The organism is Arthrobacter sp. TJ-270 (genome assembly GCF_058269075.1).
Map to the genome: position 1 here is coordinate 172,912 of NZ_JBZCNB010000002.1, position 22,021 is coordinate 194,932.

Sequence of the window (22,021 nt, forward strand, 5' to 3'; positions counted from 1 at the left end):
TGAGCGGAGAGGGCCTCTACGGTGTTTCTGCTGCGTCTACACCTACGCCGTGTCGGCGAGGGTCCCCAGGTAGAGCTGAATGACCTTCGGGTCCTTCATGAGCTCGCGTCCGGTCCCGGTGTAGGCGTCCTTGCCCTGGTCCAGGACATAGGCACGGTCGCAGATCTGCAGGCAGCGGCGCGCGTTCTGCTCCACCATGATGACCGAGACTCCTGCCCGGTTGATCTCGTGCACCCGCAGGAACGTCTCGTCCTGCTTGACGGGGGAGAGGCCCGCGGACGGCTCGTCAAGGAGCAGCACCGCCGGTTCCATCATCAGCGCCCTGCCCATCGCGACCATCTGGCGCTCGCCGCCCGAGAGGGATCCGGCGCGCTGGGCACGCCGCTTGGCGAGTTCAGGGAAGAGGCTCGTGACAAAGTCGAAGCGTTCCTTGAAGTCCTTCGGGCGCTGGTACATGCCCATCTGGAGGTTCTCTTCGATGGTCAGGGTAGCGAAGACGTTGTTGTTCTGCGGGACGAAGCCCACGCCCCTGCTGACCAGCTTGTTCGCTTTGAGGCCGGTGATGTCCTGGTCCCGCACCACCACGGTGCCGGAGTGTACTTTCACCAGTCCGAACATCGCCTTGAGCAGGGTCGATTTGCCGGCACCGTTGGGGCCGATAATTCCGATCAGTTCACCCGACCGCGCTTCAATCGAGCAGCCGTTCAGGATGTTCACCCCGGGAAGGTAACCGGCCACCAGGTCGGTGACCTTCACGACGGACTTTCCCGGCGCCGCAGGCGAGCCCGTGACACCGGCCCCGGTGGCGCGGTGTGATCCTGCGGTTCCCGATGCTTCGCTCATGGCCGCTTCTCCTCTGTTCCTCTGTCCGGCTGGGTGCCCTCAAGTTCGGTGATCCTGGCATGGTCCGGGAGACCCGTGTCCCTGGTTCCCCCGGCAGATTGCTTGTCGTGGGAGAGTTCGGCTTCTAGGTCCTCGTAGCCGTGCGAGTCGCCGAGGTCCACGTCGTGGTGCGCCCCGAGGTAGGCGTCGATCACCGCCTTGTCCTTCATGACGACGTCGGGAGTTCCCTCCGCCACCACGCGGCCTTCCGCCATGACCACCACCCAGTCGGCAACATGCCGGACCATGTGCATGTCGTGTTCGACGAAGAGGACGGTCATGCCCTCCGACTTGAGGTTCTTGATGTGGTCGAGCAGGGACTGCGTCAGCGCCGGGTTGACGCCGGCCATCGGTTCGTCGAGCATCACCAGGCGTGGTTTGACCATCAGCGCCCGCGCCATCTCCAGGAGCTTGCGCTGTCCACCGGAGAGCGAGGCTGCGTAGTCATCGGTCTTTGTGTCGAGTTTGAACTTCCTGAGCAGGACCTCTGCCTGTTCGGTGATTTCCTTCTCGCGGCGTCCCCACAGACCTTTGAACAGGGCGCGTGCCAGGCTTTCGCCGGGCTGGTCGGTAGCGCCCAGGCGCATGTTCTCCATGACCGTGAGTTTGCCCATGACCTTGGTCAGCTGGAACGTGCGAACCATGCCGAGGCGTGCAACCTTGTAGGGCGCGACGCCGGTCAGGGACTTGCCATCGAAGTCCCACTCGCCGCTCTGGGGCGTATCGAATCCGGTGAGCAGATTGAACAGGGTGGTCTTTCCCGCTCCGTTGGGACCGATGAGCGCGGTGATCTTGTTCCGGGGAATTTCGAGGTAGTCGACATCGACGGCGTTGACGCCGCCGAAGCTCCGTGTGACTTTCTTGACCGTGACAATGGGATCGCGCTTGCGGCAGCCCGGTCCGGGGGTGTCCTCGGTGATGGGCCGTGAATCGGTCATGTAGTCGATGCTGTCAGCCGTCCGGCCGGCGGCCGGTTCCGTTGAATGGGAAACAGCGTGAGCTGCACGCCGTCCGGCTGGCTTTTCCTGGGATTGTGCTGCAGGTTCCGCAGTAGGGTCACTCATGCGAACGCCAACTCCTTCTTGTTACCGAGAACGCCCTGCGGCCTGAAGATCATGAGCAGCATGAGCGCAACACCCACCAGGATGTACCGGAGCTGACCGGCCTGGACGTTGGTGAGGAATGTGATGGCGCCGGTCTCGATGGCGCCGAACAGCAGGCTCTGGGTCAGCGAGAGGACAACCCAGAAGATCATCGCCCCGATGACCGGGCCCAGTACCGTGGCCATACCGCCGAGCAGCAGGACCGTGTAAAGGAAGAACGTGAGTTCAGTAGCGTAGTTGGCCGGCTGGACAGCGCCTCGCGGGATCGTGAAGATCATCCCGGCCATGGAGCCCATGAGACCACCGATGATGAGTGCCTGCATCTTGTAGGCGTACACGTTCTTGCCGAGTGCCCGGACTGCGTTCTCGTCTTCGCGGATGCCCTTGAGTACGCGCCCCCACGGACTGCGCATGAGCAGCCACACGGTCAGGCAGGCGAGTGCGACGACGGTCCACGCCACAATGCGGATGTAGAGCCCGTTCTGGTTCATGCTGACCGGGCCGATGTTGTACGTCCCCTCGGGGACGAAGTTCAGCGCGAAGAAGCCGCGCTCGAAGCCGCCGGCAAGGCCGTTGGCTGATCCCGTGACCTCGGTGAGACCGTTGGTTGTGACGATGTAGCGGATGATTTCTGCAGCCGCGATAGTCACGATCGCCAGATAGTCGGCTCGCAGCCGGAGGGTGGGAATACCCAGTATCACGGCGAAAATCACCGAGGCGGTCAGCGCCACCAGGATGGCCACCGGAACCGGGACACCGAAGGTCAGGGTCGAGATGGCGTAACCGTAGGCACCCATCGCCATGAATCCGGCCTGACCGAAGTTGAGGAGGCCGGTGTAGCCGAAGTGCACGGCCAGACCGAGCGCGGCGAGTGCGTAGGCCGCCGTCGTCGGGCTGATCATCTCGCCGAAAGCGAGGGAAAGAATGTTTCCGAAGTCCATATCAGTTGGCCCCTAACCTACGCGCTCTCGGCGGCCCAGGATGCCCTGTGGCCGGAAAAGCAGTACAAGAATCATGATGAGCAGCGCGCCGACGTACTTGAGGTCCGCCTGCAGCCAGATAGTGGAGACCTCGACGAACAGTCCCACGATGATGGCGCCGAGCAAAGCGCCGAAGACGGTGCCCAGTCCACCGAGCACAACGCTGGCGAAGATCAGGAGCAGGATCTGCTGGCCCATGTTGAAGGAAACACCCGGGCGGTAGTACGCCCACAGGATGCCGCCGAGGGCTGCCAGTGCGCCGCCGATCACCCAGACCAGCCGGATGACGCGGTCAACGTCGATACCTGACGCCGCTGCAAGGGCCGGGTTGTCAGCGACCGCGCGGGTCGCCTTTCCGATACGCGTCCGCAGGAGAAGGAACGCGATCAGCAGAATCACAATGAGGCTTGTGACCAGCGACGTCAGGTTGTTCCGGGTAATGGACACGAGTCCGAAGTTCAGCATCTGGCCCTGAGCTCCGGGCAACTGCTGGGTTGCGCCGCCGAAGTTGAACTGGATGATGTAGCGCAGGGCAAGGGCGAGGCCGATGCTGACGATCATCATCGGGATGAGGCCGGTGCCGCGCTTGCGCAGGGGTTTCCAGAGACCGGCGTCCTGGACGAAGCCCAGTGCAGCTCCGCCCAGGACGGCGAGGATGATGGCAGCGATTGCGGGCAGCCCCAGAGCGGCGAACCCGAATGCGAAGACCGCGCCTGCGGTGACCATCTCGCCGTGGGCGAAGTTGGTCAGGCCGGTTGTGCCGAAGATCAGGGACAGGCCCACAGCGCTGAGCGCCAGGAGCAGTCCGAAGCTCAGGCCTGCGACGGCCCGGTCGACCAGGACGTCGACGAAGTTGCTGGTCCCTGTGACGATTCCCTCGCCGAACAGGAAGAGCGTGGTGATATTGGTTGTTCCGGCGAACGTGACATCGCGGGGATTCTGTTGGCCTTCAGCCAGTTCAACGCCTTCGGGAAGCGTGGACTCGTCGAGTTCTACCTCGTAGGTACCCTGCTCCGGCACCCCGATGGTCCAGGAGCCGTTCTCGTTCGAGGTGGTTTCGCCTTCGAATCCTTCACCCGTGACGGTGATTCGGACATCTTCCAGTGGACCGTCGGCGCCCCTGAGTACGCCGCTGATCCGGTTCTCGAATTCCCCGGCCTGGACGGAGGCGGGGGCCTGCATGTTCACGACGGTTCCTACAGCATGTATTGAGGCTCCTGCTGCGGGTGCGCCTATGAACAGTGCGGCCATGAGGCCGGCGGTCAGGAGGAGTAGCCTCCTGTGCCATGCCAGCGTCGGCTTGGTTATCAAGTTATGAACCTCCACGATGGTGGCTTGTCCGTCGAGGTTACGACGGCCCTATAGCCTGTGATCGAAGTCACGCAGTGTGGAGATCATGTTACCTGCGCCGTGTTACCACTTTTCGCCATATGGAAGCGTGAAGATAGCGATTGCATAACATCTGGTCAGGTTGGGTTACTGGCGGGTAGTGCAGGCCCGACGGCTCATGAAAATCGCCTCGCAGGATGCCACTACAGGTAAAGTCCGGTGCCGGCGTCGTCGGTCTCCGGCTGCGCCACGGCATGGATATCCCGCTCGCGGAGGAGGATGTAGTCCGTGCCGCCGACGTCGACCTCGGACTTGTCTTCCGGGTCGAAGAGCACCCGGTCACCGCGCGAAACCTGACGGACGCTGGGACCGGCAGCGGCGACGTCGGCCCACGCCAGTCGCTTGCCCATCACCGCGGTGGCGGGAATGACAATGCCCGACGACGACCGCCGCTCGCTGCTGTCCTTGTCCAGGATCACCAGGAGGCGGTCATGAAGCATCTTCAGTGGCAGCGCGTCGGGCAGGGTGGCTGGTGATTTCGGCACCCGGACAGTCTACCGTCGGCACGCGCCGTTTCCGGTGGTACCGGTGTCAACGCAGCAGGAACAAAACAGCTCCAAATGCGTTGATATTGGTAGGGTTGAAACATCTCAGCCCCCAGATGGAGGACTACAACACATGGCAATCGGCGGTAACCCGGTTTTCAACGGTAAAAACTTCCGTACCGCTGCCCGCGGCAACAATCCGGCAGCGTACGGTTCAACAGCATTGGCCGGTCAGACGGTCATGAACCAGCAGCAGCTGGAGCACCTCTACAACCAGCCTTCGGCAGGTCCCGCAGAGACGGGGCGCATGACCTTTGACGACGTGATCGTCAAGACCATCGCCACTATCGGCATGGTGCTGATCGGCGCAGCGGTTCCGGTGTTCCTGTTCCCGGGGCTGGCGCCGCTCCTGATGATCGTCGGCCTGATCGGCGGCTTTGTGCTGGGTCTGGTGAACGCCTTCAAGCGTGAACCCGTTCCGGCGCTGATCCTCGCCTACGGCTTCCTTCAGGGCCTGTTCCTCGGCGGCATTACGATGTTCCTTGAGGCGCTGTACCCGAACATTGCCATGCAGGCGCTCCTGGGCACCCTGTCGGTGTTCGCTGTGACCCTGCTGCTGTTCAAGAGCGGCAAAGTTCGCGCCACGCCCAAGGCAATGAAGATCTTCATGATTGCGATCATCGGCTACGCGCTCTTCAGTCTCGTGAACCTGGGCCTGATGCTTTTCGGCGTAACGGACAGCATGTTTGGTGTCCGCAGTGAGATGATTCCGGGCACCTCAATCCCGTGGGGCGTGGTGATCGGTATCTTCGCCATCGGCCTCGCCGCTTTCTCCCTGGTCATCGACTTCACGATGATCAGCGAGGGCGTCCGCAACGGCGCTGCACGCAAGTACTCCTGGACTGCGGCGTTCGGGCTCACTGTCACCCTGATCTGGCTGTACATCGAGTTCCTCCGTCTCATCGCCATCCTGCGCGGCAGCGAGTAACCGTCGCTCGAACGTATGCATGATGAAGGCCCTCGGCGATTGCCGGGGGCCTTCATCGTTTTGCTGGGTTAAGTCCGTTCTTCTCAGAGGATGTTCCTCAGGAAACTTTGGCAGCCCCGTCAGCCGGCGACACCGCGAAGACGGCGGGCTCCGTAAATCCTGCTTCGGCGAACGCCGCTGTCACCGCTGAGGCCACGCGGTCAAGGTCCTCGACTTCCACCAGGGCTATGGCCGAGCCCCCAAAGCCGCCGCCTGTCATGCGCGCCCCCAGCGCACCGGCCTCGCGGGAGGACTCGACGGCGAGGTCGAGCTCGGGACACGAGATTTCGAAATCGTCCCGCATGGACACGTGGCTGGCGTCCAGCAGCAGTGCAATGGCCTGCGGGCCTTCAGTGCGGAGAAGTTGGACGGCGGCCTGCACCCGGGCGTTCTCTGTGACCACATGCCGGACACGGCGGAAAGTCTCGTCATCCAGCAGTCCCGAAGCCTCTTCAAGATCATTCTCGGTCAGGTCCCGGAGCGCCGAAACGCCCATCACATCTGCTCCGACCTCACATGCACGCCGACGCGAAGCATAGCCGCCGGTAGCGTGTGAATGGCTGACCCGGGTATCGATGACCAGGAGGGCAAGGCCATTCTCCTCCAGCGGCAGGGGAACTAGCTCGGCGTGCTGGCTACGGCAGTCGAGGAAGACAGCGTGGCCGTGTTTGCCGAGGAGCGACGCCGACTGGTCCATCAGGCCGGTGGGTGCACCGACCATCTCGTTCTCGGCCCGCTGGCCAATGAGCGCAAGCTCGGAGCCGGTCAGGCCTAGCTCGAACAGGTCATTGGCTGCGACAGCCACCGCACACTCGATGGCCGCGGAGGACGAGAGTCCTGCTCCCACCGGTACCTGCGAATCGATCAGAAGGTCCATGCCGTGGATCGAGTGGCCGGCCTGCCGAAGGGCCCAGAGCACTCCCACGGGATAGGCAGCCCAGCCGTCCACGTCGCCGGCAGCCAGTTCGTCCAGGTCGCTCACAACAATTTCGCCTGAGTCTGAGAAGGTCGAGCCGACCCGGACGGTGGAATCCGCCCGCACTGACGCCGCCACGACGGTGGCCCTGTCGATCGCGAAGGGCAGGACAAACCCGTCGTTGTAGTCGGTATGTTCGCCGATCACGTTCACACGGCCGGGTGCTGCCCAGATGCCGACGGGTGCGTGCCCGAAGCGATCCTCAAACTGCTGTGCGAGAGTCATGCTGTGTTTCCTTCCCTGCGGGTGTCACGGCGCGCAGGGTAGCGGCGACCTGCTCCGGAGTGGTGTCGTTGATGAAGGCGCCCATCGCTGCTTCCGAACCGGCAAGGAACTTGAGCTTATCTTCGGCCCGGCGAGGTGAAGTCAGCTGCAAGTGGAGGTAGCCGGCCTCACGCAGTTCGGGGACCAGGGGCGCCTGGTGCCAGGCGGCGATGTACGGGGTGGGCGTGCTGTAGATGCCGTCAACGCGGGCCAGCAGGTCGAGGTAGAGCATGGTCAGCTCGTCCTTTTCCTCACCGGTGAGTGCGGCGATGTCGGGTACATGGCGGTGCGGCACCAGATGCACCTCGAGCGGCCAGCGCGCAGCGAACGGCACATACGCGCTGAAGTGTTCGCCCTCGAGCACCATGCGTTCGCCGGCATCCCGCTCCGACTTCAGCACGGATCCCATGAGCGTTTCCCGCCCGTCCACGGCGTCGAAGTACCGGCGGGCCGCCTGGCCCATCACCGCCGCTCGCGGCGTGACGAAGGGATAGGCGTAGATCTGCCCGTGCGGGTGAAGGAGCGTCACGCCGATGTCCTCGCCTCGGTTCTCGAAGGGGAAGACCTGACGAATTCCCTCCATCGCCGAGAGCGCTTCGGTCCGCTGCGCCCAGGCGTCGATGACTGTGCGCGCACGTTCCGGCGGCAGGGATCCGAAGGAGCCTTCGTGGGAGGAGTCAAAGGCGACCACTTCGCACCGCCCGAAGGCCGACGTCGTCGTACCCCAGCCGGTGCTCGCGGGCTGGAGGCGGGGCAGTCCGCCGAGGTCCGGCCCGAAGGAGGAGAAGCGGTTCTCGAATACCACCACCTCATAGTCGGAGGCGGGTATTTCGGACATGTTGTCCGGGGTGGAAGGGCATAGCGGGCACTGGTTGGCCGGCGGGAGGTGGGTGCGTGTCTGCCGGTGGGCGGCAACGGCAGTCCATTCACCGGTCAGCGGGTCGTAGCGTACGTCGCCGGTGCCGCCGCGCGGCGGCAGGCCGCGGTGGTCGACGACGGCGGCCGCGTCGCGGTGCAGTGCAGCCGCTTCCGCGGTGGCGTCGAAGTAGATCAGTTCACGCCCGTCTGAGAGGCGGGTCGGGGTTACCTGGGTCATGGGCTGTCCTGGAGGTGGGTGGCGGTGGGAGTGAGAATGCCGGTGGTGCGGGGGTAGCGCTGGTCAGCGGGCCGGGAGTCGGTAACTATGCAGTGAACCTGGTCGAGCCCGGCGATCCGGGCGAGGCTTACGGTGCCGAACTTGGTGGAGTCCGCGAGGACGACCAGTCGGCCGCACTGCTCGGCGAATGCCCGGTTGGTATCGGCCTCGGCAAGGTTGGGCGTGGTGATTCCGGCGTCGGCATCGACACCGTGGGCACCCATGAAGCACAGGTCCACGTTGAAGGACCGGACGGTTGATGTGGCGATGGGCCCCACCAGCGCCTCGGAGGGGGAACGCTCGCCTCCGGTCAGCAGGACCGTCACGCCGGGCCGGGAGGTGCGGTGCAGCTTTTCCGCCGCGGGCAGGGAGTTGGTCAGCACCGTCAGTGGTCCGCTCAGATGGTCGACAAGGCGGTAGGTGGTGGTGCCCCCGGTAAGTGCCAGTGTCATCCCCGGTTCTATGAGTGCTGCAGCTATCGCCGCTATGGACTCTTTCGCATCGGTGCGCTGGTCCGCGTTGGCGCCGAATCCGGGCTCGAGTGCGCTGAGGGCCGTTCGGGACGCCGCGCCGCCGTGAACCTTGGTGAGCGCGCCCGCCGCGCCGAGTCCGTCGATGTCGCGCCTGATCGTCATTTCCGAGACGCCGAGGCTCTCGGCCAGCTCACTGACACGCACGGTGCGCTGAACGCCGAGCTTGGCGAGGATCGCGGCATGCCGGTCGGCGGCGAGCATGGTGGACTCCGGTCTGGAAGGCGCGGCAACTGACGCTTAACAAAATACAACGCTTTCGAACATATTCAAACAGGAGCCGTAGGTCGGACTCCCAGCGTCTTGTGAAAAGATTGGTTCATGACGCCACCCTCGCGGCGGGAAACGCACCAGGCCTTGCAGCGTGATTTTGTTGCGCCCACGCGGCGCTCCATGAGCGAGGATGTCCCCTACGCGCTGCGCATCACTGCAGCCTGGGCATGGCGGGTGGGACTCGTGCTTGTGGTGTCGGTCGCGCTGGTGTGGATGTTGAGCCCCATCTCGCTGCTCGTCATTTCCCTGATGATCGCCGGTCTATTCTCCAGTCTCCTCACACCGGCAGTGACGTTCCTGTGCCGCTTGAAGGTTCCCAGCGGATTGGCGGTGGCCATGGTCGTCCTCGGGTTCCTGCTCGCCGTCGCAGCTACCCTTTCACTCGTCGGGCAACAGCTCGCCGCCGGCTTCGCGTCCCTCTGGGACCAGGCGCGCGCGGAGCTCGACGCGGCGGAGGATTGGCTTTCCCAGGGCCCGCTGGATCTCACGGCGTCGCAGATTGACACCTTCGTTGACGAGGTCGTCATTGCCGTGGAGAACAACAGCGGCATGATTGTCAGCGGAGCCATCTCCTTCGGCAGCAGCGCCGGCTATTTCCTGGCCGGACTCCTGCTGACGGTGTTCGCGCTGGTTTTTTTCCTGCACGACGGCGAGAGGATCTGGCGATTCGTCGCCGGCCTGGCGCCGCGGCGTGCACGTGCGGCCGTGATGGGCGCCGGCCAGCAGGGCTGGACCTCCATGGCGAACTACGTCCGCGTGCAGATTCTCGTAGCCTTCATCGACGCAGTGGGCATCGGCCTTGGAGCCGCTATCATCGGCGTCCCGCTGGTTCTTCCACTGACGGTCCTGGTGTTCCTCGGCTCCTTCATTCCGATCCTCGGCGCGCTGTTCACCGGATTGGTCGCCGTCCTGCTGGCGCTGGTAGCCAACGGGTGGGTCAATGCCCTGGTGATGCTCGCCATCGTGCTGTTTGTACAGCAGGTGGAAGGGCACATCCTGCAACCATTCATCATGGGCAGGGCGGTGTCGCTGCACCCGCTCGCCGTGGTGCTGGCGGTTGCCTGCGGCTCACTGGTGGCCGGTGTCGCCGGTGCGCTGTTCTCCGTGCCGGTGCTGGCGATCCTCAACACCGTGGTGCGCTATATCGCGGCCCGGGGGTGGGAAACCGATCCCGCCCTCGGCGCGCCTGACCGACAACCCGAGTCCGGCACCACCGCCTCCTCCAACCCTCCACCGGCCGGTGAACCAACCGAACCGGTACCCTCCATGAAAGAAGCCTCAACGTGACCACCAATCTCGCCCAGCTGGCAGTGACCCTCGAGGACGTCCTCGAAGCACAGAAAATGCTCGACGGCGTCATTGCGTACACGCCGATCGAGGATTCCCGCGCCCTCAGCCGGCTGACGGGCGCCAAAGTCTCGCTCAAATGCGAAAACCTGCAGCGCGCCGGATCCTTCAAGGTCCGCGGCGCGTACGTGCGGATGGCCCGGCTCTCCGCGGAGGAGCGCGCCCGCGGCGTTGTGGCCGCCTCGGCCGGTAACCACGCACAGGGTGTCGCCGTGGCGGCCAGCAGGCTCGGGATCAAGGCGCGCATTTACATGCCTCTCGGTGTGGCGCTGCCGAAGCTTGCGGCAACCCGCGGGCACGGCGCTGAGGTGGTGCTCCACGGCCACAACGTTGATGAAGCACTGACCGAGGCCAAGCGGTACGCGGATGAGCACGGTGCAGTATTTGTGCACCCGTTCGACAACGTGGATGTCGTGGCAGGGCAGGGGACCATCGGCCTGGAAATCCTCGAGCAGGTTCCCGACGTCGACACCATCCTCATGGGGGTGGGCGGCGGTGGGCTGCTGGCCGGCGTCGCCGTGGCGGTGAAGGCGCGTGCGCGTGAACTCGGCCGGGAAATCCGGGTCATCGGCGTGCAGGCCGAGAATGCGGCCGCCTACCCGCCGTCGCTTGCCGCCGATGCCCTGGTTCCACTGAAGAAGGTCTCCACGATCGCCGACGGCATTGCGGTGGGCCGGCCCGGGCAGCTTCCGTTCTCGATCATCCGTGAACTGGTTGACGACGTCGTCACCGTCAGCGAGGACTCGCTGGCACGCGCCCTGATCTTCCTCCTGGAGCGGTCCAAGATGGTGGTGGAGCCCGCTGGCGCGGTGGGCGTTGCGGCGCTGCTGGACGGCAAGCTCACCGAGAACGGTGCCAACCCGGGGAACACCGCCGTCGTGCTTTCGGGCGGCAACATCGACCCGATGCTGATGCTGAAGGTGATCCAGCGAGGTCTCGCAGCGGCAGGCAGGTACCTCGTTGTGCGCATGCTGCTCGATGACCGCCCGGGTTCACTGGCCACGATTTCACGCATCATCGCGGAGTCCGACGCCAACGTGACCGGCGTTGACCATACCCGGGTGGGTGGATCCATCAGCATGGGAGACGTGGCGATCACGATCAACATGGAGACCAAGGGCGAGGAGCACTGCGAGCAGGTACTCAACAACCTGCGCGCGGAGGGTTTCCAGCCGGTCGTCATCCAGGGCTGACATGCTGGCGAAGAGGGCAAAGAGTGCGCTGACGACGGTCGTCGTCTTCACTGCTGTGCTCTGGGCCGTGCACCTGGTCAACGTGCTCAGCGGTTTCTTCCTGATCCGGTTGCTGGGCATTGTGCCGCGGGAGGTTGAAGGGCTCGACGGCGTGATCTTCGCGCCGCTGCTGCATGCGGATGCGGGCCACCTCTTCAGCAATACGCTGCCGCTGCTGGTGCTGGGATTCCTGGCGTTCCTCGAGGGCGCAAAGCGTTTCGCCATCGCCGTGGGCATGAGCTGGCTGGCCTCGGGTCTCGGCGTGTGGATCTTCGGCGGCGGGGTGACCATCGGAGCGTCCGGCGTGGTCTTCGGACTGTTTGCTTATCTCCTGGTCCGCGGCTTCTACAACCGGGACTGGAAGCAGATCCTGCTCGCCGTTCTGCTGTTCCTGATGTACGGCTCGCTGCTCTGGGGTGTGCTGCCCCAGTTCGGAACGAACATCTCCTGGCAGGCCCACCTTTTCGGCGCACTCGGGGGAGTGCTCGCGGCCCTGATACTGAGACGGCGGCCGGGCCCTGCCGGGACCGACCGCCGTCTACCGCATCAGCGTTAGGGACTCTATACGCGTCAGCCCGCGTACGGCTTGGCCGACAGGACTTCGACGGTGATTTCCTTGCCGTTGGGTGCGGTGTACTTCACGGTGTCTCCGGCCTTGTGGCCCTGGATCGCTGCACCAAGGGGGGACTTCTCGCTGTAGACGTCCATGTCTGTGTCGCCCGCAACCTCCCGGCTGCCGAGAAGGAAAGTCTCCTTGTCTCCGGCGATATTCGCCTCGACCAGCATGCCGGGCTCAACAATGCCATCGTCCGCGGGTGACTCGCCGACGTGTGCGTTGTTCAGCAGCTCGGTGAGCTGCCGGATGCGGGCCTCGGCCTTGCCCTGCTCTTCCTTGGCTGCGTGATAGCCGCCGTTCTCCTTGAGATCGCCCTCCGAGCGTGCCTGCTCAATACGGGCAATGATTTCGGTGCGGCCCGGGCCGGACAAGTGGTCCAGCTCAGCCTTGAGGCGGTCGTAGGACTCCTTGGTGAGCCAGGCGACTGATGCGCTGTTCGTGGACACGGTATCTCCTTAGGGACGTCGAAGCCCTGTGCGGGATTCGGCTGCGGTCTTCGCCCGTGATGTACGCATCAACAAGCAAAGACCCCGCCTGCGTGATGGCCTCAGTTCTGGAGTGTTCCAGAAAGAACCAATGGCGGGGCGGGGCGGAACGTATCAGTCCATTATAGTCAGCATGCCTCAATAACCCAATAACGGCGCGGGTCAGGGGCAGGGGACGGTCAGGATTCCCCTTCGATCCAGCAGGCGTTGATCCCGCCGCTCACGCCCTGGGATTCAGTGCGGACCGTGGTGCTGTGGGAGGTGGTGCGGCCGTCTCCGTCCGCTCCTGCACCGGCAGGGGGAATAGTCACGACCTTCCAGCCGACGACGGCGTAGGACTCGCTCAGGACCTGCACGGCGCACTGCGCTGTTGCGGCCGGATCCTTGGTGACTTCATAGTCCACCCGGGCCACGGCGGGACCTTCGATGCTGAAGCCGACGTCCTTGGACGAAACCTCCGGGGTCCCGGCGAAGAGGCTGAAGATACCGGTGGCGACGACGGCGACCGTAAGCACCGCCCAGATCAGCCAGCGGCGACCCCCTGGGGCGGACTGCTTCGGCTTGGGGGCACCGTAGCGATTGGCTACTCTTGGTACTGGCGCGCGGTCGGTGCTCATCGGTTCCAGTTTACCAACCGGTACTTTAGTCAATGGCCAGTGTCCCCGCCGGGACCGTGGGTCTCGTCAGACCAGGAAAGATTCAGGAGCATTCAGTGCCCAGCCCGGAGAACATTCCCGACACTCCTTCAGCACGCGCAGCGGACGGTGGCGGCTACCGCCTCCTCGCAGTGCATGCACACCCGGATGACGAGTCGAGCAAGGGTGCGGCGACGATGGCCCGCTACGTTGCGGCAGGAGTGTCCGTCATGGTGGCAACCTGCACCGGCGGCGAACGCGGCGACATCCTGAACGCGCAGATGGCCGGAGTCCCGCACGCCCGCCGCGACCTCCCCGGGCTGCGCCGGCTGGAGATGGCCGAGGCGGCCGCTGCGCTCGGCATTGAACACCGCTGGCTCGGTTTCGCCGATTCGGGCCTTCCCGAGGGGGATCCGCTGCCGCCGCTGCCGCCGGGATGCTTCGCGTTGCAGCCGCTTGAGCGTGCCGCCGCGCCGCTGGTGCGGCTGGTCCGCGAATACCGGCCGCACGTAATCCTCAGCTATGACGAGAACGGCGGTTACCCGCACCCCGACCACATCATGGCGCACCGGGTAGCGGTGGAAGCCTACGAGGCCGCCGGTGACCCCGACCGTTACGTTGGCCTCGGCGAGCCGTGGAGTCCATCGAAGCTCTACTATGACCGAGCGTTCAATCCGGAACGGTTCCGCGCCCTGCACTTTGCGCTGGAGGAAGCGGGCCTGCAGTCGCCTTACGCTGAGCGGATCGCCGCCTGGCTGGAAGTCGACGCCGAAGGTCACCAGCCTGCGCGGCCAACCCATGCCACGACGACGCAGATCGACTGCGGCGACTTCTTTGAAGTCCGGGAACGCGCGCTGCTGGCCCACCGCACGCAGGTTGAGCCTGGCGGTTTCTTCTTCGCTGTCTCCTCAGACCTGCAGCGCAAGGTGTGGCCGTGGGAGGACTACTCCCTGATCCAGTCCCGAGTGCCGCAGCAATTGCCTGAAACGGACTTCTTCGCGGGCATAGAATAGATCCATGGCGAATTTGCGCCATAAATCCTCGTGAATATCCGCGTGAAGATCATCCTGAAAGTGGTGCACTGGAGTGTTCTCCCTGCTGAACCTGGCCGCGAACGTGACGCCCACGCCGGGTGATGACGCCTCACTGCGCCCCGGGCTGGACCCCACGCAGGTTACTCCCGGACTCCTCGGATTCCTCGCAACCCTGTTCCTCGTGATTGCCGTGATCTTCCTGATTCGCGACATGACCCGCCGGATCCGTCGGGTGCGCTACCGCGAGATGGCGAACCTTGAGGCTGAGCAGGCGGCAGCCGGTGAAGAAACAGCGGACCGGGGTGCCGCTCGCAACGACACGGCGGAAACACCGCCCGGAGACGGAGACCCGGCGCAGCGCCGGACCCCTGGCGGCAAGTACGGCCCGGACGCGCCATAGGCCATGGCTGAGCGGCTGCGCACCGAGGCCTCTGCCTATTTGCGTCAGCATGCCGACAATCCGGTCGACTGGTGGCCGTTCACCGAGGAGGCCTTTACGGAGGCCGCCCGGCGGGACGTCCCGGTGTTCATCTCGGTGGGTTACGCCGCATGCCACTGGTGCCACGTCATGGCGCACGAGTCATTCGAGGACGCCGCTACCGCCGAATACCTGAACCGTCACTTTGTCTCCGTCAAGGTGGACCGCGAGGAACGCCCCGACGTCGACGCCGTCTACATGGCCGCCACGCAGGCAATGACCGGACAGGGCGGGTGGCCGATGAGCACCTTTACGCTCCCCGACGGGCGTGCCTTCTTCGCGGGAACCTACTATCCGCCGATCCCGATCCGGGGCAGCCCATCCTTCGTCCAGCTCCTTGAAGCGATCACCACAGCCTGGACGGAACACCGTGCGGAAGTTGAACGCAGCGCTGCACACATCGCCCAGAGTCTGGGCGATGCCAAACACCGCAGCGCACAATTGCTGCTTGTCAAAATCGACGACGGCGGCCCCGCGTTTGAGGAAACTCTCGCCACCGCGGTAGCCGCGCTCGAATCGCAGGAGGACCCCACCTACGGTGGGTTCAGCGGTGCACCCAAGTTCCCGCCGTCGTCGGTTCTCTCCTTCCTGCTTGCCAGAGCGCGCTCAACCGACGACGGCGGCGCCTCCGCCGGGTTGGCTGCCCGCACCCTGGAATCGATGGCGGTCTCGGGAATGCGGGACGTCCTGGGCGGGGGATTCGCCCGCTATGCCGTCGACGCGGCCTGGGCAGTGCCGCACTTCGAGAAGATGCTTTACGACAACGCCCAATTGATCCGCGTCTACGCGCACTGGGCGGTCCAGGCTGAGGAGCCCGGTGATCGGATACTGGCAGAGCGGGCCACGCGCGGCATTGCGGAGTGGCTCAGAGCGGAACTCACGGTGCCGGGCGGCGCGTTCGCCTCCTCGCTTGACGCGGACACTGTGATGGACGGCAGGCGGGTCGAGGGCGGAACCTACACCTGGACCGTCGAGGAGTTGCGGGCTGTGCTGGGCGACCGCACCGAGGCTGTAGTGGAGCTCTTCAATCCGCAGACGGGCCACGTGGAGGACGGTGCTTTCACGCTGCATGCCGGCCGCCCGTGGACAGCTCCGGAACAGGCTCTCTGGGAGGAGACGGCGCCGTCGTTACTGGCCTCGCGCCGGGAGCGGCCGCAGCCGGCCCGCGATGACAAGGTGGTGGCCTGCTGGAACGGCCTCGCCATCGGCGGGCTCGCGGAAGCCGGTGCGCTTCTTGATGACGCCGGAATGCTGGCGATGGCTGAAAGCGCCGCACACTACCTGCTGCAGGTCCACTGGGACGGCGCCGTGCTGCGCCGGGTTTCCCACGACGGACGTACCACCAAGCTGGACGGCTTGCTGGAGGACTACGCCGGCGTCGTCGACGGACTGCAGGCGCTCTACGCGGCGACCGGAGACGCGGACTGGTTCCAGGCGGCCGAGGAGATCCTGGTGGTTACGCTCGAAAAGTTCGTCCGGGCGGACGGCACTGTGGTTGACGCTGCGGACCTGGACGCGCCGCTGCGTCTGGCGCAGGCCGATCAGAGCGCCGCAGACCCGTTCGACAACGCGTCGCCCTCCGGCGTGGCGCTGCTGGCCGGAGCGCTGGTGACTTCCGCCGCCTACACCGGGTCGGCTGAGCGGCGTGCCCGCGCCAAAGCCCTTCTCGCGCACGTCGCGCTGCTGGCACCCCGGGTCCCGCAGGTGGCGGGTTGGGCGCTCGCCGTCATGCAGGCCGTGGTCAACGGTCCGCAGGAGGTTGCAGTCGTCGGGCGCCGGGGGCCTGAACGGGCCGCGCTCGTCGCGACCGTGCGGCGTGAGGCGAAGGCCGGGGTTGTGCTGGCGGTGACGGTGGCGGATGCCGGGGAGGCAGGCGACGTCGTCGTGCCGCTGCTGGCCGACCGGAGGGCAGGGAACGACGGCGCCCCGCTGGCCTATGTGTGCGAGGCGATGGTATGCCGGCGGCCGGTCGCGGACGTCGAAGAGCTGACCGCGCTGCTGCGCGGGTGACAGCGGGCGGTCAGCGGACCGGGTTCAGGACCGCGATCACGATCGCCGCGAAGTGGGAGGCGAACGCGGCGACGGTGAACGCGTGGAACAGTTCGTGGAAGCCGAACCACTGGGGACTGGGGTTCGGCCGCTTGAGCCCGTAGATCACTGCGCCGGCAATGTAGAACACTCCGCCGACGCAGATCAGTACGGTGGCCGGAACACTGGCGGCAAGGAAATCGGGCAGGAAAAGCAGCGCGGCGAGACCGAGTGCTATGTAGATGGGAACGTAGAGCCATCTCGGCGCATTGACCCACAGCACCCGGAAGAGGACTCCGGCGATGGCGCCGCACCAGATCAGCCAGAGCAGGAAGACGGCCTTGTCCTGGGGGAGCAGCGCCCAGGAGAGCGGCGTGTAGCTGCCGGCGATGACCAGCATGATGTTGGTATGGTCCAGCCGTTTGAGAACCACCTTGGTGCGCGGCTGCCAGTTCCCGCGGTGATAGACGGCGCTGACGCCGAAGAGCAGGGTACCGGTGAACGCGTAGATGGCCGAGGTGATCTTTCCCGCGGCGGTTGGTGCGAGGACAATCAACAGGATTCCGGCGATGATGGCCAGCGGCGTGGCTCCGAGATGGATCCATCCGCGCCACTTGGGCTTGATGTTCAGTGCATCCGCGGCGCGTTCGACGGCGGATTCCAGCGGGCCGTCAATACGAGCCGATTCGTCCGGATTTCGCGGGGAATTGGGCGCACCGGGCGGTGGGGAAACGCTTCGGCTCATGACCGGAATTCTAATGGACGCGCGTATAAGTTACTAATGGGTAACAAAGGCTTACGCTTTATCCCGGGATGGGTGCCGGTACGGTAGGACATGAATCCCTGCTACTGATTGGAAGGACAGGTGGGCGCTGCCGTGAAGTTTCCGTGGTTTGCCTACAACTTCTACGAACGCAAACTCCAGCGGTCACTGGCTGCTGACCGGATTCCCCATCACATCGGGGTCATGGTGGACGGCAACCGGCGCTGGGCCAAACTCGCCGGCGCCCCGACGCAGCACGGACACCAGGCCGGTGCGGACAAGATCCTCGAGTTTCTTGGCTGGTGCCGCGAGCTCGGCGTCGAAATGGTCACGCTCTACATGCTCTCCACCGACAACATGAACCGCTCGGCGGAGGAGATCGAGCAGCTTCTGGACATCATCGGGAACACGCTTGACCGCCTCGGTGAAACGCGCAAGGTACGGGTGCAGCCGGTCGGCGCACTTGACCTCCTTCCCGAGCACCTGGCGTCCAAGGTCACCGAGCTTGCCGAGCGCACAGCGAGCATCGAAGGGCTCCACGTCAATGTCGCCGTGGGCTATGGCGGGCGCCGAGAGATTGTCGACGCCGTCAAGGAACTGCTGCTGCATGCGGACTCTGAAGGATCCTCGCTCCCGGATGTCGCCGAGAACCTCTCGGTGGGGCAGATCTCCGAGTATCTGTACACGCGCGGTCAACCCGACCCGGACCTCGTGATCCGTACTTCCGGGGAACTGCGGCTCTCCGGTTTCCTGATGTGGCAAAGCGCGTACAGCGAGTTCTATTTCTGCGAGGCGCTCTGGCCCGATTTCCGGCGGGTCGATTTTCTGCGCGCCCTTCGCGATTACGGACGCAGGCAGCGGCGCTTCGGCTGCTAGAGCCTGGCCTCCTTCCCGTCACCGGAAGTTCACGCGACACGCACCCACCCAAGGTGCCGCCGTCGTCGTCCGGGCGTAATGTCTGTTGCATCAGTTGGCACCCGCCGGCTGATCGGGGAGGCCACCTATGCAGGCAACGTGCCCAGCAGCACATGCACTGAACAGGGGAGGCCGTGCGCGGCCTTCTGGCCGGCCCGCCTCATCCAAGCCCTAGATGATTCTCGGGCGCGCGTCGCCCGGGGAAGTGGAGTTGAAGTGGCCACATCTCGCCCAACCCAGCGACCCGCAACCGACACCAACAAGGCCCGCCCGGCAGCGCAGGACGAACAAGTTCTCGCAGCGGCGGGCCTTTCTGTTGTCGAAAGCCTCGGCAGCCGAAGCTATGTTCTGGACACCTCGGTGCTGTTGTCGGACCCGCGGGCCATCACCCGCTTCGCCGAACACGAGGTGATCCTGCCGATCGTGGTCATCACCGAGCTCGAAGGCAAGCGCCACGATCCCGAGCTGGGCTACTTTGCCCGCAAGGCCCTGCGACTCCTCGATGACCTGAGGGTGAAACACAACGGGCTGAACCAGGCCGTTCCGCTGGGTCCCGAGGGCGGCACGCTGCGCGTTGAGCTCAATCACGTCTCCACCGAGGTGCTGCCCGTTGGTTTCCGCAGCGGGGACAATGACTCCCGGATTCTCGCGGTCGCGAAGAACCTCGCCGACGAGGGCCGCAACGTCACCGTGGTGTCCAAGGACCTGCCGATGCGCGTGAAGGCCTCCGCCATGGGGCTGCAGGCCGATGAATACCGCAACGAGCTCGTGAAGGATTCCGGCTGGACGGGCGTTGCTGAGCTGGACACCCTGGACGACGACGTCGACACCCTCTACGCGCATGAACCGGTCTTCATGCCCGCGGCCGCGGAACTGCCCGCCAACACCGGCGTCATCCTCCACTCCGGGAAGGGCTCGGCGCTCGGCCGCGTGGGAGCAGACAAGCAGGTGCGGCTGGTACGTGGAGACCGCGACGTCTTCGGTCTGCACGGGCGATCGGCAGAACAGCGGCTTGCGATCGACCTGCTGCTGGACGCCGAGGTGGGGATCGTGTCACTCGGTGGCCGTGCCGGCACGGGCAAGTCGGCGCTGGCGCTGTGTGCGGGCCTCGAGGCGGTCCTCGAGCGGCGCGAGCACCGCAAGGTTGTGGTGTTCCGGCCGCTGTACGCGGTGGGTGGGCAGGAACTCGGCTACCTCCCGGGTAGCGAGAGCGAGAAAATGAACCCCTGGGCGCAGGCCGTCTTCGATACGCTCGGCGCGCTGGTCTCGCAGGAGGTTGTGGAGGAAGTCATGGACCGCGGCATGCTGGAGGTGCTCCCGCTCACCCACATACGCGGACGGTCACTGCACGACTCCTTTGTGATCGTTGATGAGGCGCAGTCGCTCGAGAAGAATGTGCTCCTCACCGTCATGAGCCGGATCGGCCAGAACTCCAAGATTGTCCTCACCCACGACGTGGCACAGCGGGACAACCTGAGGGTCGGCCGTCACGACGGCATTGCCGCAGTCGTCGAGACGCTTAAGGGACATCCGCTGTTCGGGCACATCACGCTGACGCGCTCCGAGCGCTCGCCGATCGCGGCACTCGTCACTGAACTGCTGGAGGGCGCTGAAATCTAGCGGGTCACCCGACCTGCCACGGGATATGGTCACGCACATCAGTGAGCGTGGGCGGGGCATCGGTGAACAGATCATCGACCATGTACTCGTCCACGCCGCTGATGGCCAGCCGGTGACCGCACCCTTCAAGCTCACCGTCCAGCGCCGTCGTCGCAACGCAAATGGCGGTGGCGACATCGACCATCACCCGCGTGCGCCCTGATCCGATGAGGGGGCGCCCGGGCGTGAACGGCTGATAGGAAACGTTCGGGGTGGCGGTGGCGGCAAGTACCCGGCGGCCCTCATGGACCTCCTCTGCGATGTCCTCGAGTTCGACGCGGTTCGCGAAAGGTGTTTCGTACGGGACCGGTGCATCGCCGGCGAGTTCCACGGGGTCGAGCATCGCTGCCCATCGCGGATCGCCGAAGGCCGGTTCACCATAGGCCGCCTTCGGGCGGCGATGGACGTAGCCCACTTCGTTGTAGACGGGGGTGACCAGGCTCGGTGCCACGAGCCACGAGTTCTTGCTCGCGCTGACGTAGAAGGAGTCACGGGAGTGCTCGTTACCGGTGCTGCTGTGGAGGAGGGCACCGTCGATCGTTTCCACCCTGAGCGCTGCCGGGCGGCGCACCCAGGCACGCAGGGGATCAGACTCTCCATCAGTGCTGATCCAAAACACGGAGAACCGGACCGTTTCCCAACGCCACGGCGAGGAACGGCACAGGGATCGAAAGAGGCTCGCGGGATTAGAACCGCTGGAAGCGGACATATCCACAGTGTAAGCCCGGCATGTGAGTTCCCAGCCGGGGATTTGGCTACGGTAGGCACATGCTGGCGCTGATGGGGGAGTACTGGGACACCGCGCCCGTCGCATTCTGGCTCTGCGCGGTTGCGCTGACGCTGCTCGGGGTCGTCGGGATCTGGCTCAGCGTGATCGATATCCTGACCCATCGCCTGCCCAACCGCATCATCTTTCCGTCCTACCCGGCGGCAGGCGTGCTCCTGATCGCTGCGGCGCTGGCCGCCGGGGACTGGGGCCGGCTGGTGTCGCTTGCCGGGGGAGCGGCGGCGCTGTGGGTCTTCTACTTCATCCTTCGGCTGATCTACCCCGCGGGCATGGGCTTCGGGGACGTGAAACTGGCCGGTGTGCTCGGCCTGTACCTCGGCTTCGTGGGATGGTCATTCCTGCTGTGGGGCACCTTCGCCGCCTTCCTCCTCGGCGGGTTGTGGGGAGTCATCCTCATCGTCAGCCGCCGGGCCACCGCCAAATCCGCCATCCCGTTCGGGCCGTTCATGATCATCGGGGCGGGCCTGGTCCTCGCGTTAGGCTGAGAATCATGCCCACTCCCGACTTCGTCCAGTCCCTCCGTTCCAGGATCGGCCACGATCCGCTCTGGCTCCCCGGAGCGGCGGCTGTGGTGTACGACGACGACGGCCGCGTCCTGCTCGGACGCCGCGCCGACAACGGCCGATGGACGCTCATCACCGGGATAATCGATCCCGGCGAACACCCCGCCCAGGCGATTGTGCGCGAGGTGCAGGAGGAGACCGGAGTGTCGGTCGAGGTTGAGCACCTTGTGAGTGTCGACGTCGTGGGGCCCATGACCTTCCCGAACCGGGACGTGTGCAGTTTCCTGAGTCTGGTGTTCCGGTGCCGTTACGTCTCGGGTGAGGCCCGCGTGAATGACGACGAGTCCATGGATGTGCGGTGGTTCAGTCCCGAGGATCTGCCGGAGCTGAATCCGCTGCACCGCCGCCATGCTGAGAACGCCCGCTACTCGACGGGTGTGCCGGACTTCGTGCGGTAAAAACCCCGGTACGGTCTTCTCCTTCCGGGGGAAGAAC

The 22,021-nt window shown here is 65.0% G+C and carries 23 protein-coding genes; 11 read left to right on the plus strand and 12 right to left on the minus strand.

The window, feature by feature from the left end:
* Window positions 1–42: 42 nt before the first annotated feature.
* From AC4D2M_RS05525 to AC4D2M_RS05545, 5 genes are all read right to left on the minus strand, one after another.
* Window positions 43–843: an ABC transporter ATP-binding protein gene (locus tag AC4D2M_RS05525; protein WP_490890614.1), complete on the minus strand. Its 801-nt coding sequence runs from the start codon at window positions 841–843 to the stop codon at window positions 43–45.
* On the minus strand, window positions 840–1,820 hold the full coding sequence (locus AC4D2M_RS05530) for an ABC transporter ATP-binding protein (RefSeq protein WP_490890930.1): 981 nt from the start codon (window positions 1,818–1,820) through the stop codon (window positions 840–842). The genes AC4D2M_RS05525 and AC4D2M_RS05530 overlap by 4 nt, the downstream gene beginning before the upstream one ends.
* Before the next feature lie 122 nt (window positions 1,821–1,942).
* Window positions 1,943–2,926 (minus strand): branched-chain amino acid ABC transporter permease, encoded by a 984-nt coding sequence (locus AC4D2M_RS05535; RefSeq protein WP_490890615.1) that lies wholly within the window; start codon window positions 2,924–2,926, stop codon window positions 1,943–1,945.
* Between the two features lie 12 nt (window positions 2,927–2,938).
* Window positions 2,939–4,276, minus strand: a complete 1,338-nt coding sequence (locus AC4D2M_RS05540; protein ID WP_490890616.1) for a branched-chain amino acid ABC transporter permease — start codon at window positions 4,274–4,276, stop codon at window positions 2,939–2,941.
* Between the two features lie 221 nt (window positions 4,277–4,497).
* Complete coding sequence (locus AC4D2M_RS05545; RefSeq protein WP_490890932.1) at window positions 4,498–4,794, minus strand: GroES family chaperonin; 297 nt, start codon at window positions 4,792–4,794, stop codon at window positions 4,498–4,500.
* A gap of 178 nt (window positions 4,795–4,972) precedes the next feature.
* On the opposite strand from AC4D2M_RS05545, the gene AC4D2M_RS05550 reads away from it, so the two are divergent.
* Window positions 4,973–5,827 (plus strand): Bax inhibitor-1/YccA family protein, encoded by an 855-nt coding sequence (locus tag AC4D2M_RS05550; RefSeq protein WP_490890617.1) that lies wholly within the window; start codon window positions 4,973–4,975, stop codon window positions 5,825–5,827.
* A gap of 97 nt (window positions 5,828–5,924) precedes the next feature.
* Here the strand turns inward: AC4D2M_RS05550 and galK are convergent, their stop codons facing one another.
* The 3 genes from galK to AC4D2M_RS05565 are packed head-to-tail and all read right to left on the minus strand — an operon-like array spanning window position 5,925 to window position 8,975.
* Window positions 5,925–7,067, minus strand: a complete 1,143-nt coding sequence (galK, locus tag AC4D2M_RS05555; RefSeq protein WP_490890618.1) for a galactokinase — start codon at window positions 7,065–7,067, stop codon at window positions 5,925–5,927.
* On the minus strand, window positions 7,045–8,202 hold the full coding sequence (gene galT, locus AC4D2M_RS05560) for a galactose-1-phosphate uridylyltransferase (RefSeq protein ID WP_490890619.1): 1,158 nt from the start codon (window positions 8,200–8,202) through the stop codon (window positions 7,045–7,047). The genes galK and galT overlap by 23 nt, the downstream gene beginning before the upstream one ends.
* Complete coding sequence (locus AC4D2M_RS05565; RefSeq protein WP_490890620.1) at window positions 8,199–8,975, minus strand: DeoR/GlpR family DNA-binding transcription regulator; 777 nt, start codon at window positions 8,973–8,975, stop codon at window positions 8,199–8,201. The genes galT and AC4D2M_RS05565 overlap by 4 nt, the downstream gene beginning before the upstream one ends.
* 117 nt (window positions 8,976–9,092) lie before the next feature.
* Here AC4D2M_RS05565 and AC4D2M_RS05570 point away from each other — a divergent pair, with 117 nt between their 5' ends.
* From AC4D2M_RS05570 to AC4D2M_RS05580, 3 genes are read left to right on the plus strand one after another with little or no spacing between them, the layout of a single operon-like run.
* On the plus strand, window positions 9,093–10,331 hold the full coding sequence (locus tag AC4D2M_RS05570; protein ID WP_490890621.1) for an AI-2E family transporter: 1,239 nt from the start codon (window positions 9,093–9,095) through the stop codon (window positions 10,329–10,331).
* Window positions 10,332–10,387: 56 nt separating this feature from the next.
* Entirely contained in the window at window positions 10,388–11,584 is a 1,197-nt protein-coding gene (gene ilvA / locus AC4D2M_RS05575) for a threonine ammonia-lyase (RefSeq protein WP_490890933.1), read from the plus strand.
* A 1-nt stretch (window position 11,585) separates the two neighbouring features.
* On the plus strand, window positions 11,586–12,179 hold the full coding sequence (locus AC4D2M_RS05580; protein WP_490890622.1) for a rhomboid family intramembrane serine protease: 594 nt from the start codon (window positions 11,586–11,588) through the stop codon (window positions 12,177–12,179).
* A 14-nt stretch (window positions 12,180–12,193) separates the two neighbouring features.
* On the opposite strand, the gene greA is transcribed toward AC4D2M_RS05580, so the two are convergent.
* On the minus strand, window positions 12,194–12,685 hold the full coding sequence (gene greA, locus AC4D2M_RS05585; RefSeq protein WP_490890623.1) for a transcription elongation factor GreA: 492 nt from the start codon (window positions 12,683–12,685) through the stop codon (window positions 12,194–12,196).
* Window positions 12,686–12,903: 218 nt separating this feature from the next.
* The gene (locus AC4D2M_RS05590) at window positions 12,904–13,341 is read right to left on the minus strand and encodes a DUF4307 domain-containing protein (RefSeq protein WP_490890624.1); all 438 of its coding nucleotides are present in this window, start codon (window positions 13,339–13,341) and stop codon (window positions 12,904–12,906) included.
* Between the two features lie 113 nt (window positions 13,342–13,454).
* Here AC4D2M_RS05590 and mca point away from each other — a divergent pair, with 113 nt between their 5' ends.
* The 3 genes from mca to AC4D2M_RS05605 all read left to right on the plus strand — a co-directional run bounded on the left by mca (window position 13,455) and on the right by AC4D2M_RS05605 (window position 16,881).
* The gene (gene mca / locus AC4D2M_RS05595; protein WP_490890934.1) at window positions 13,455–14,372 is read left to right on the plus strand and encodes a mycothiol conjugate amidase Mca; all 918 of its coding nucleotides are present in this window, start codon (window positions 13,455–13,457) and stop codon (window positions 14,370–14,372) included.
* 73 nt (window positions 14,373–14,445) lie between these two features.
* Entirely contained in the window at window positions 14,446–14,793 is a 348-nt protein-coding gene (locus AC4D2M_RS05600) for a hypothetical protein (protein WP_490890625.1), read from the plus strand.
* Between the two features lie 3 nt (window positions 14,794–14,796).
* Entirely contained in the window at window positions 14,797–16,881 is a 2,085-nt protein-coding gene (locus AC4D2M_RS05605) for a thioredoxin domain-containing protein (protein WP_490890626.1), read from the plus strand.
* Between the two features lie 10 nt (window positions 16,882–16,891).
* On the opposite strand, the gene trhA is transcribed toward AC4D2M_RS05605, so the two are convergent.
* Complete coding sequence (gene trhA / locus AC4D2M_RS05610; RefSeq protein ID WP_490890627.1) at window positions 16,892–17,644, minus strand: PAQR family membrane homeostasis protein TrhA; 753 nt, start codon at window positions 17,642–17,644, stop codon at window positions 16,892–16,894.
* A gap of 132 nt (window positions 17,645–17,776) precedes the next feature.
* Between trhA and AC4D2M_RS05615 the strand changes: the two genes are divergently transcribed.
* Window positions 17,777–18,538 carry an isoprenyl transferase gene (locus AC4D2M_RS05615; RefSeq protein WP_490890628.1) on the plus strand — a complete coding sequence of 254 codons (762 nt, stop codon included), beginning with the start codon at window positions 17,777–17,779 and terminating at the stop codon, window positions 18,536–18,538.
* A gap of 255 nt (window positions 18,539–18,793) precedes the next feature.
* Window positions 18,794–20,197: an RNA 5'-3' helicase PhoH2 gene (gene phoH2 / locus AC4D2M_RS05620; protein WP_490890629.1), complete on the plus strand. Its 1,404-nt coding sequence runs from the start codon at window positions 18,794–18,796 to the stop codon at window positions 20,195–20,197.
* A gap of 4 nt (window positions 20,198–20,201) precedes the next feature.
* On the opposite strand, the gene AC4D2M_RS05625 is transcribed toward phoH2, so the two are convergent.
* A complete protein-coding gene (locus AC4D2M_RS05625) occupies window positions 20,202–20,945 on the minus strand; it encodes a hypothetical protein (protein WP_490890630.1) in 744 nt (247 codons plus the stop codon).
* Between the two features lie 59 nt (window positions 20,946–21,004).
* Between AC4D2M_RS05625 and AC4D2M_RS05630 the strand changes: the two genes are divergently transcribed.
* Together AC4D2M_RS05630 and AC4D2M_RS05635 are read left to right on the plus strand one after the other, a co-directional pair.
* A complete protein-coding gene (locus AC4D2M_RS05630) occupies window positions 21,005–21,508 on the plus strand; it encodes a prepilin peptidase (protein ID WP_490890631.1) in 504 nt (167 codons plus the stop codon).
* A gap of 5 nt (window positions 21,509–21,513) precedes the next feature.
* Window positions 21,514–21,984: an NUDIX hydrolase gene (locus AC4D2M_RS05635; RefSeq protein WP_490890632.1), complete on the plus strand. Its 471-nt coding sequence runs from the start codon at window positions 21,514–21,516 to the stop codon at window positions 21,982–21,984.
* Window positions 21,985–22,021: the final 37 nt, after the last annotated feature.